Genomic DNA, 10,321 nt, shown 5'->3' with positions numbered 1-10,321 from the left:
GGTAATATAGTCCATGAAAAAGCCTTGCTCTGAAATGTTTTGTCTTCGTAACCAAGATATTACAGATGCTAAGGCTTTTTTTTATTTATTTTTTATGTCGAACTCAGGTTAAAATAGAAATATTTGTCTCCATCCTAGCCGTAATAATTATTTCTACTATTATTTATCTTGTATGTCAGTAAGTTAGTAAGCCAAGAACCTCCTTCGGGAGGTTTTTGATAGATGGGATTTTTAAACTTGTTATCTAAAATTAATATTGAATGAGAGTCAAAATAGCTAAACACAACTTTACAAAGTTACCTTCCTAGGCGTTAGATAAATTTGAAAAGTGATGTAAAGTGACGCCCTTAACGCAAGGGGATATTATGAAAAATTTAGGCCTATTATTTTTTATTATGATTTTAGCGGGTTGCGGACACAGAGAATCTAACGGTCAGCAACCTGATCTAGAAACAATCAAGAAAGAACAGCTTGAATTTGCAAAAGAAGCCACTAAAGAATTCATTCCCAATCCTGATTCAGCTAAGTTCCGGAATCAAGTCGGGGATTGTGGGGAAGTTAGCTATAAGGAAGTAGGGGGCACAGATATTGATTTCCAGCGTTTCATTGTGCTTGAAAAGAATATAGTGCTTGTAGAAAATCAGATGGATCCAAAGCAATTTGAGCTTTCATGGAAAAGCTCCTGCACACCAAGTTGGAATAAATAATTATAAGGCCCTCATTTGAGGGCTTTACTTTATTCATCAGATGATTCGGGTGTGTTTGCTTGCTTCCTTGCATGCTCTAAAGCAACCTGTTGTGCTTCAGCTGCAGCAGTAGCTTCAATTGGTGGTTCTGATGCAATAGCTGCGGTGCCAGTGAATCCGAATAAAGCCAATATTAGAATTTTCGAATACTTTTTCATTTGAATTTCCTCTACGTCTCTAAAGCTTAAATTCAGTGTAGAGAATGATTTAAATCACGGATGTATCAGCTATGTCGGGATATGTAAGATATTCAAGGCTAGAGTTAGAAGGATCTAGTTTTGCGTAAGAATGCTTTTCGGTTGAAACTTTTTGTTGAGTTGCTTAACGAAATGTTTGAATGCTTCAGTAGGTAGCTACACTCTAAAGAAACTTCCCTAACTTCTAAATCTTTGTAACATCCAATAATTTTTTTGTAATATTTATGTTATTAATTGTTTGCTTTGCTTATCATATGAATGATGAAAAGTGGAGCACCGAAAATGCTAACGAAAACAGAAATCGTTGTTGTCATACTAATGGTACTAGCCTTAATTTTCATCGTTTATGAGATGGGACAAGGTGGTAGTTGGACTTTATAGAATTCAGCCTTTATTAAAGTTAAAAGAAAAGCACCTCCGGGTGCTTTTTTAATGCATAAAATTTATCTCGAGATTCCATCATGAATGACTTTTTCCTAGCAACAAATCGAAGCATCAAAATCAATGACATTGAAGTCCGCCAGATCCAGATGAAAGACTTTGATACCTGGGCAATGCATGCTGAGTTGATTAAGAACTTCATCAAAGACCAGAATCATTCAGATGAGATTTTGACAGGGCTATTCAAGGCTCATGGTGTACAGGTCATTTCGACCATGGCATGTGTCACTGATCTGAACAATGAATCACTGGTAGAACTTGCTGCTGATGAGCAGGGATTTAAAGAGCTACTTAAGGCGGTACTTCTGATCAACCAAGCTTACTTCAAATACGAAAAGCCTAAACGTGGCATTAAAAAGAAAGATGACTCCACCTGGTTTGATTCATTCCAGTTTCTGGTATCAATGGGCCATCGGCACAGTGAAATCATGGAAATGACCTACGGCGCATTCCAAGGTTATGTCAAAGCAGCAAACAAGCTGTATAAGCAGGGAATCTTCAATAACGCCGTTGCTGGTCGTGTGGCACAGTCTGACAAAAAGGGCTTTGAATCATTCAAGAAAGAAATGGTTTCTGATTGATCAAGTAGCACCCTAAAGTTATGATGTGGAAATAATAATTTAGGGGATTATAGTGGCTATAAAATTTTGTAAATCGTGTAAAAAGCCAATGAGGCCTACTGATACTCATTGCAAAACATGCGGCAAGGAATACAAAAACAGCCCAGTAATTTTGATCGTCATAGCACTTATTGTTTTCGGTGCTGGATATTTTGCTTGGGGGAAATACCAACAGAATGAAGCTGAAAAACTAGTTGCTGCTCAAGCAGAGAGGGATAAAAAAATCAGTGAAGCTAAAGCTGAGTTGCTAAATGCTGGTATAGATCCAGACGATGCACAAAAAGTCGCTGAAGTTAAAGTTGATAATGTAACCATTACCAATCCCCAACATATAAAGGTTTTTAACGAAATTTTTTCTGAATGGGAGGATGCAGAAAAAGTAGCAGCCTCAACTGGTCGGATAGCACTAGCCCAACCAGTTGCCAAACTACAAGAAATCAAAAGAAGGCTTGCAGCCGAATCATATGCTGGATGTATGGAAACAACTAGGATTTTATATGTTGCTGCTATGAACTCTCAGATTGAGGCCTATTTAGATTTCATGAGAGGGAAAGAGGGAGAGGCAGCAGCTCAAATAAAATTTATTGATTATGAGAAACAGGTTGAGCAGGCCAAAAAAGAATATATTAGGTGCAAGCCTACTCAGAATATGAGCAGCGTATGAAGCAAAAGCACCCTAGGGTGCTTTTTTGATGCTTCTCATATTTGAGAATCGCTTTTAGATTCTCAAGCCCTTCATAACAACTTGCGTGTAATTATGGTTAAGGATTAGAACTAACCTGAAAATTGATTATATAGTACAAAAGGCGAAAAGATTTCTCTATCACATGAAGAGAAATTGCAGCAAGGTTTAAAAAATTATAGGGATAAATATGAAAAACGGTTTATTAAGAGTGCTTGTTGTTAATGCAAATGATTCTATCGTTGTAGAAAAGAAGCAAACACTACCTATTACTTTAAGTGTAAATGGCCAGTTGATTAGTGGTGAATTAATATCAAGAAGTGAGTTTTTCACTCTCGAACAGAATGTAATCTTAAAACATCATGTAGATATTATTGATGCACAGATAGTCGAAGAAAAAGGCGAAATTCCAGAAACGCCAATGGATGAACTTCAATATCTTCATCTAAAAAATGCTGCGTATTGGGTGAATGGGGTTAAAGTTCCTTCAAGCCAAACAAGTATAATAGTCAACATAGACTCGGTAGATGCATTTAATCTCGGAATGCTGCAATCTAGCCAATAGACTCTTTTAATTATTGCATAAGCTCACTTCGGTGGGCTTTTTTTATACCCAAAAAAAGCAAAAAGCCCATGATTACGAGTCACGGGCTTTTTTGTGTTCACAACCTTATGGCAGAAGGAAGCAAACCATAGATGAATTTTAACCTAGATTTAAAGGTTGATAAAGCAATGAATCAATTATCAGAAAGTAAAGCATTAAGGCGCTGGACCTACATTGTCTGCTTCTTGGTGATTGTAGGTGTAGGGACATGGCAATTAGCACCCATACTACAAGCCATAGCAAAATTAATAGAAGTTCTTAAGTAAGCCGACCCAATAAGAGGTCGGTTTTTTATATCTGCTGCGCCTCAAGGCGCTTTTTTAATGCCTAAAATTTAGAGGCCCGTATGTCTGGTAAGAATTACTTTTAAACTGGTGATGGATGCTGACACCAAGGCATTTGTCTCCAATATGCATCAGTCAGAAAAAGCAGCAAAGGATGTATTTGCAGCACTTAAGAATGGATCAGCCAGTGTTGTAGGTGATACAAACAGTGCAACCAAAGAAGTAGATCAGCTCGGTACTCAGTCACAAGAAACCGCCCAACAAGTAAAGCAACTTGATAAAGAATTAGAGGCAACTTCACAGGAACTACAGCAAACTGAACAATCTTCAAAAGGTGTATCAGGAGAGTTACAGGGTTTAAAAACTGGCTTTAATGCTTTAACTGGCGCTTTAGCAGCACTTGGTATTGGCACCACAGCAATGGAGATTGCACAGACTGCTGATGAATATAAAAACCTATCTGGTCGCTTATCTATTGCAATCGGTGAGCATGGCAACCTACAAAAAGCCATGGATGATGTTAAAAATGTTGCCATTAATACCAACTCCAACTTAACCGCAACCGGTGATCTTTATGCTCGACTGACCAAGATTGGTCAAGAAATGAAATGGCCTCAAGAACAGGCGCTCGCATTAACTGAAACCATTAACAAAGCAACTCAAGTTGGCGGCGGATCAGCCGCAGCAAATGAAGCCGCTATCACCCAGTTAAACCAAGCACTCGGTTCGGGTGTCCTCCGTGGTGATGAATTCAACTCCATGATGGAGCAGTCGCCACGTTTAACCCAAGCTTTAGCAGATGGTTTAGGAGTTACTACCGGTAAACTTCGTGAGATGGCCGGGGAAGGTCAGCTTACCACGGATGTAGTCACCAAGGCTTTATTAAGCCAATCGGAAGTAATTAGTGCAGAATTCGCTAAATTCCCAACAACCATCGGCGCATCAATTGAAAACTTAAAAACAGCATGGACGGTCTATATTGGTGAGGCGGATGCTGCAACCGGAGCAAGTGCTAAAGTTGCGGAGGCTATTAAATTTGTCGCTGAAAACCTAGATACAATTGTCTCAACTTTGATGCTTGCTGGTCAGGCCTTTGTGGCTTATAAGGCCCTTAATATCGGCATGATGTTCTTAGACAAGGCGGCTGGAATCAGAGCTGCCTCTACAGCGATTGCACAAGAAACCACAGCAGTTGTAGCTAATACACAGGCGCAAATTGCGAATGCAGCAGCAACAAGAACAGTAGCTACTGCAAAAACTCAGTTGGCTACTGGTTCGGCTGCTGCAGCCACATCGGCTATGCGCTACCAGAAAGCGATTGCAGCCTTAAGTAGTACAGAAATACCATGGGCCAAACCAGTATTAAGGGTCTCGAATGAGGCTCTTTTTTATGACCAGGGTTTGGTGGTTTCTAATCAAGTGGATATTTGGCATGAGCAGGCAGGATCATTAACTCGGGCGATTAGATCCATTCATGAGCAAGCGACCGGTTTAAGTTCGGATGCGTATGTGATTTGGGAGGAAGGCGATAAGCGTTTTATCCATCAGCGCTACCTGCATGATGAAACGATCAAGCTGCGCCACAACCGTGAAACAGTCTGGCAGGAAATGATCCGTCGGCGTAAGACTTTTACTTATTCACATGAAGTAGCCCAGGTGTTTGAGCATCGCTTTTCATTTGAATGGGATAAGAGCCTTGAGATTATCACCAAGTCAGATTTGCCCTGGGATAAAGCCAAAGCGATTCATTATCGCAAGCATCCGGTTCAGCCTTGGCCAAAGCCTGAAACGCCTAAATATGAGGGCACTGGTGATTTAAATTTTATCTGCTTATGTCATGACGTTGATTCGCACAACGTTGTTTTAAATTTTGGTGCAGATGACTGTATTCCAGCACTGCCAAAAAGGAACTGGTGGTATATCGTGAATACATTAACAGCCGAGCGATTGGATACCGGCGAGAAAATCAAAGTCATGGATGGCACCTATAGCACCAGTCGGTCGCAATGGTGCTGGACCTATTCCATTACCGTGGCTCATACGGAAAAAGACAAGCTACAACCAATCAATGGTCAGCCTGTTATCCTTAAAGTTACGATCAATGGATTTGAGCATCATATTTTGCTTGAAGATCCAGAGGAGACCCGGCGTTTTGCCAGTGTTCTCTACACTTACCCAGGGAGAAGTATCACAGCTCTAAACTCGGATAAATATGGACCAACACGTTCATTTATCCAGGATAACGAGCGAACCTCTGTACAACTAGTTCAGGCTGAACTGGATCGAGCGAATAGCGGTACCAACCTGGACTGGAAGTTGATTGATGAACTGGGCTGGATTATACCGGTGGAGAGCCTGAGCTATGTCGAACTTGCACCAATCGATGCAATAAAGCAGGTCGCTGAATCAGGCGGTGGCTTTATCTATAGCCAGAAAGCAGGTAATACACTAAGCATCTTACCCCGGTATCAGAAAGGCTACTGGGACGCGATGACCGTGGATGATTACGACATTTTGTTATCTGAAAGCCTGGTGATGCAGCAGAACATTAAACAGAATGATGAATACATTGCTGACTTCAATGCCATCACGGTAGTGAATAGTCGAAGTGGTGAAAGTCTGAAAGTACAGCAACGCGGTACTTCAGGTGATATACCGTTAGAAGCAGTCACTGGTCCACTATTTAACGTCGTGTCAGGTGCCAGTTACGGTAAAAATGAACTGGTCAAAGCCAACATTCAGGAATTACATACTTTCGCTGATATCCCGGTAAGCTTCGATATTGGTGAGATGCTACCCGGAAAAACGATTGCGTTTAATGGCCAGTGGTGGGGTGTGATTGATTCGGTATCAGGTAGCTTTTCGCATGAAAAGGTCAATGAAACCATTACAGTGGAGCGTATCAGCCGTGAATAATCCCTTATTTGAACTGCGGAAGTTGCTTAATCCAATACATGCCGAATACATCGGCACCATTACATCAGTGAGGCATCCAGAGTATCGGGTACAGATCGATGGAGGATCTGGTCCAGTCCTTTGTACATCAGGCACAGCTTATAACCTGGGTGCCAGAGTATTTGTTTCCAATCAAGTGATCCTGCGGCCAGCACCAACAGGGCAGCATTCACAAGTAGAAGTTTAACGATCAACAAAATAACAGCACCTTCGGGTGCTTTTTTAATGTCAATAATTTAGGGGGATGTATGGCTAAAGGGGATGTATATGGACTTTCTTAGTCAAGTATTGGAAAGCATAAAGAACCATTCACACATCCTTTTTACGGGTGTGCTGGGTGCGACTTTTGGCTTTCTATTAAGCAAGGAGCCGACTCGGGATCGCTGGATAGGATTCTTTGCTGGCTTCATTTTATGTGTGGTCTTTGCTAAACCGGCAAGTTTATTTCTTGCTAGTGGTAACTATCCAGAGCTATTTGGTTTCATTCTGGGCGCTGCTGGTAAGAGTACAGCTGAAGCATTGCTGAGTTTGGCTCGATCAAGAGTTCTTGGTTTAGTCAAAAAGGAGAATGAAGATGCTGCTAATCATAAGTAAAACAGCGTTGGTATTATTTATAGTTTCATTTGCAATCATGGCATTTCATCCAAAAATTCAACTCCCAAAACACATCGATTTTCTATTGGTGTTGTCGATCCTTTTTGGGGCAGCACTTTTTGTTAAAGATGAGTATTCGCCAAGTCCGGCCGGAACCCTTTTTTACACTACAGTAAGTATTTTATTCGCACTATTTACCCGACAACTCTATATTTGGGGTAAGGGTGGTGCACGTCCTAAATTTTTTAATACGGATAAAGATGGTGACAACCCATGAAACATATTTTTGATTTCTTGCGAAAGATTAGCGGCGGCAAACTCACCCAGAAACAGGTTGATGCTGCTGACAAACTGATTGCAACTGCTTACGATGATGTCACCAGTATGCTGGGTATCGCTACGGATGAAATGAGCATCAGCCCAAGTGGTATTGATCTGATCCGTAATTTTGAAAGCCTACGGCTCAATGCCTACGATGATGGCGTGGGGGTATGGACCATTGGTTATGGCACCACAAAATACCTAAATGCTATTCGTGTCAAAAAAGGGGATACCTGCACACTGGAACAAGCCAAAAGCTACATGCAACATGACTTGAAAAAATTCGAGCAAACCGTCAATAGCGCAGTCAATGTTCCGATCAATCAGAATCAGTTTGATGCCTTGGTTTCATTGGCCTATAACATTGGACCTACCGCATTTGAAGAATCCACTTTGGTCAAAAGGCTGAATGAGAAAAATTATAACGCGGCAGCTGATCAATTTGGCTTATGGGTAAATGCTCGTGGCAAACGCCTGCAAGGTCTGGTGAATCGCAGGAAAATTGAAATGGAGTTATTTTTAAAATGACTCTAAATCTATTATGGAAATATAAACACTGGATCGCAATTGCGGTCTTTTTCTTTTTATGGCTAGGGCAAGTTGCTTACACCAATCACTTAAGCGGAAAGCTGCGCAAGGCTGGTGAGCAGTGCACGATAAAAATTCAGAAAATAGAGCAAAACCATCTCAAAGCTCTAACCCATAAACAAAATCAAATTAACCAGATGAGTGCGGATTATGAAGCAGCAAAATCAGAGCAGCACGTGCAAGTCGAAACAGTTACGCGTGAAGTGCAAAAGATCATTGATCGTCCTGTGTATCTCAACCATTGCTTTGATGATGATGGCCTGCAGCAACTCAACTCAACTCACTTATCACCAGTGGTGCCAGTAAACCTCCTTGAGTCTTGCCCTGATTTGCAAAAACTGGAATCAGGGCAGGGTAAGGTTGTTTTGGTCTGGTCTATTGATACAGTAGCTAAATATAGCGACTGCAAAGCGCGTCATGCTGCTATTGTGAAAGTTCTTAAATAAGACTGAATAACTCACTAGAGAACAATATTCTAATAAAATAGATAAATGCCCTCAAATGAGGGCTTTGTTTTTTACTTTAATAAATAATTCCTCAATAATAAAAATAAGGGTCTTGATTATTTCTAGCCACTTTATTGCACTCTTTACACCTAATACTCTCTATAGAATAGAGTCCACGAGTTTGCTTACCTTCGGCAGCAGCAATAAGATAAAAGTGCTGAGTATCGTTAAAACTATAGTCATCCCATGCTCCACAAACAGAACACTTAATAATTTTTCTATCGCAGTAAATGTGCGGCTTTTCCATTATATTTCCTCATTATTAAAAAATTTCTAAATTCTTCTATAAATATAAAGCTCACAGTTAAGGGTATCGACTTTAACTTAGTCGGAATTTTGATATAAAAACCTTAACTTCAATTTACCCCCTCCATCCATCCACAATATCAGCCCAGTCCTGCATCATTTTTCTACGATCTGCTAAATACTTGGCATGGTTATACGATGCACGTGTTTTATTCTCATCAGCGTGAGCCAGTTGAGTCTCGATCCACTTTTCATCATAACCAAGCTCATTCAATAGGGTGGATGCCGTAGCGCGGAAATCATGTGCCGTGACGTTCTGCATGATGTATTGCAGTGCACGATTGATTGTAGTGGCTGGCATCATCCCGCCCTTATAGACACCTTCAAAAACATACTTCTTGCGGCCAGTGAGCTTCTTCTGCTTAAGTAAAAGTTGATAAACCTGTTCAGACATTGGCACTACATGCGTCCTATTCTTCTTAGTTAGTCGCATGCCTTTTTTAAGCTGCTCCCGGGTTTGTTTTTCAAAAGTAATAGTTCTTTCTTCGAAGTCAATAAATGACCACTGCAGTCGACGCACCTCAATTGTGCGAAGCATGGTATAGAACAAAAATAAAATAGAATTGACCGTTGACTCAGCACCACCATAACTATCGATCCGCGCTCTAAACACCTTTCGTTCAGCCAAACTTAATGGTCTTGCATGTTCAACATCAGGCCGTGCAATGACTTCACGCACCGCATAAGTTGGATCATTCTCAGCTCTTAATGTCGCAATGGCATATCTCATCACAGAGCCAATTTTCTTCCTATTTTCAATTGCAGTAACTTCACCAGTGCCGCGATTATCCTGACTCTTAACACGCTTTACTGTATTTTGCATAATCTTCAGAACGTCAGCAGAGGTCACATCTTTAATATTTTTGTGGCCAATAACTTTATAGATATCCTTTTCCATCGCCCGATGAAAAGCATCAACATAGGTTTGAGATTTGTCCTTCAGTCGATCCGCAGCATATTCTTTTGCAATCGCCTCAAAACTATTTTCATCACAGAGCATAGCGGCTTTTTCTTGCTGACGATGCACAGCTGGATCGATATTGTTTGCAAGCAGTGATTTGATTTCATCTTGCTTTTGACGCGCCTCGGCCAAGCTTACAATAGGGTATTCACCCAGACTGATCATTGAGGCTTTTCCTGCATACCGATAACGCACACGCCACAGTTTTGTACCGGTAGAGCGAACCTCAATACATAGTCCACCCTGATCAGCAATACGGTATGCCTTTTCTATTGGTTTTAGTTTTTTTAGCTTGGTATCGTTAAGCATGTGAGTAACGCAAGAGATTAAATATTGTTACTCACTATATTACTCACAAAAGCGATTAATACAATTTAATTCTATTTTATGGTATTTAAGCCGAAACGATTGATAATAAAGACATAGGGATTTTAATTTAATGGTATTTTACAGTATTTAATTATTATGATAATTCTCGACCATTAAAAGCATGAGCTTAACCTATTGAAATTAATG

At 40.5% G+C, this 10,321-nt stretch carries 11 protein-coding genes and 2 pseudogenes; 11 read left to right on the top strand and 2 right to left on the bottom strand.

The features are described 5' to 3' along the window. Positions 1–365: 365 nt before the first annotated feature. Positions 366–707 (top strand): hypothetical protein, encoded by a 342-nt coding sequence (locus WFH18_RS09625; protein WP_004730163.1) that lies wholly within the window; start codon positions 366–368, stop codon positions 705–707. Between the two features lie 29 nt (positions 708–736). Here the strand turns inward: WFH18_RS09625 and WFH18_RS09620 are convergent, their stop codons facing one another. Beyond that, the gene (locus tag WFH18_RS09620) at positions 737–904 is read right to left on the bottom strand and encodes a hypothetical protein (RefSeq protein ID WP_004279621.1); all 168 of its coding nucleotides are present in this window, start codon (positions 902–904) and stop codon (positions 737–739) included. A 500-nt stretch (positions 905–1,404) separates the two neighbouring features. Here WFH18_RS09620 and WFH18_RS09615 point away from each other — a divergent pair, with 500 nt between their 5' ends. The 10 genes and pseudogenes from WFH18_RS09615 (at position 1,405) to WFH18_RS09570 (ending at position 8,348) form a co-directional block, all read left to right on the top strand. After that, positions 1,405–1,965, top strand: coding sequence for a hypothetical protein (locus tag WFH18_RS09615; protein ID WP_004279623.1), 561 nt, complete (start codon positions 1,405–1,407; stop codon positions 1,963–1,965). 52 nt (positions 1,966–2,017) lie between these two features. Continuing rightward, positions 2,018–2,668 (top strand): hypothetical protein, encoded by a 651-nt coding sequence (locus WFH18_RS09610; RefSeq protein WP_004279625.1) that lies wholly within the window; start codon positions 2,018–2,020, stop codon positions 2,666–2,668. Positions 2,669–2,876: 208 nt separating this feature from the next. Further along, positions 2,877–3,251 (top strand): hypothetical protein, encoded by a 375-nt coding sequence (locus tag WFH18_RS09605; protein ID WP_004279626.1) that lies wholly within the window; start codon positions 2,877–2,879, stop codon positions 3,249–3,251. Between the two features lie 131 nt (positions 3,252–3,382). Next, a complete protein-coding gene (locus tag WFH18_RS09600; RefSeq protein WP_004279628.1) occupies positions 3,383–3,556 on the top strand; it encodes a hypothetical protein in 174 nt (57 codons plus the stop codon). 80 nt (positions 3,557–3,636) lie between these two features. Then, positions 3,637–6,490: pseudogene (locus WFH18_RS09595) on the top strand (tape measure protein). Continuing rightward, positions 6,483–6,716, top strand: a complete 234-nt coding sequence (locus tag WFH18_RS09590; RefSeq protein ID WP_005266965.1) for a hypothetical protein — start codon at positions 6,483–6,485, stop codon at positions 6,714–6,716. The pseudogene WFH18_RS09595 and the gene WFH18_RS09590 overlap by 8 nt, the downstream one beginning before the upstream one ends. A gap of 80 nt (positions 6,717–6,796) precedes the next feature. After that, complete coding sequence (locus tag WFH18_RS09585; RefSeq protein ID WP_004646469.1) at positions 6,797–7,123, top strand: hypothetical protein; 327 nt, start codon at positions 6,797–6,799, stop codon at positions 7,121–7,123. Continuing rightward, positions 7,104–7,400 (top strand): hypothetical protein, encoded by a 297-nt coding sequence (locus tag WFH18_RS09580; RefSeq protein ID WP_004279633.1) that lies wholly within the window; start codon positions 7,104–7,106, stop codon positions 7,398–7,400. Before WFH18_RS09585 ends, WFH18_RS09580 begins: the two co-directional genes overlap by 20 nt. Beyond that, the gene (locus WFH18_RS09575) at positions 7,397–7,972 is read left to right on the top strand and encodes a lysozyme (RefSeq protein ID WP_121979836.1); all 576 of its coding nucleotides are present in this window, start codon (positions 7,397–7,399) and stop codon (positions 7,970–7,972) included. The genes WFH18_RS09580 and WFH18_RS09575 overlap by 4 nt, the downstream gene beginning before the upstream one ends. Continuing rightward, positions 7,969–8,348, top strand: a pseudogene (locus WFH18_RS09570) (hypothetical protein). The gene WFH18_RS09575 and the pseudogene WFH18_RS09570 overlap by 4 nt, the downstream one beginning before the upstream one ends. Positions 8,349–8,899: 551 nt before the next feature. Here WFH18_RS09570 and WFH18_RS09565 read toward each other — a convergent pair. Next, complete coding sequence (locus WFH18_RS09565; protein WP_004279640.1) at positions 8,900–10,114, bottom strand: tyrosine-type recombinase/integrase; 1,215 nt, start codon at positions 10,112–10,114, stop codon at positions 8,900–8,902. Positions 10,115–10,321: the final 207 nt, after the last annotated feature.

The sequence above is a fragment of the Acinetobacter sp. USHLN143 genome, assembly GCF_037145695.1.
GTDB lineage: Bacteria > Pseudomonadota > Gammaproteobacteria > Pseudomonadales > Moraxellaceae > Acinetobacter > Acinetobacter fasciculus.
The sequence above is the reverse complement of the archived record's forward strand: the minus strand, read 5'-3'. Positions and strand labels throughout refer to the sequence as shown.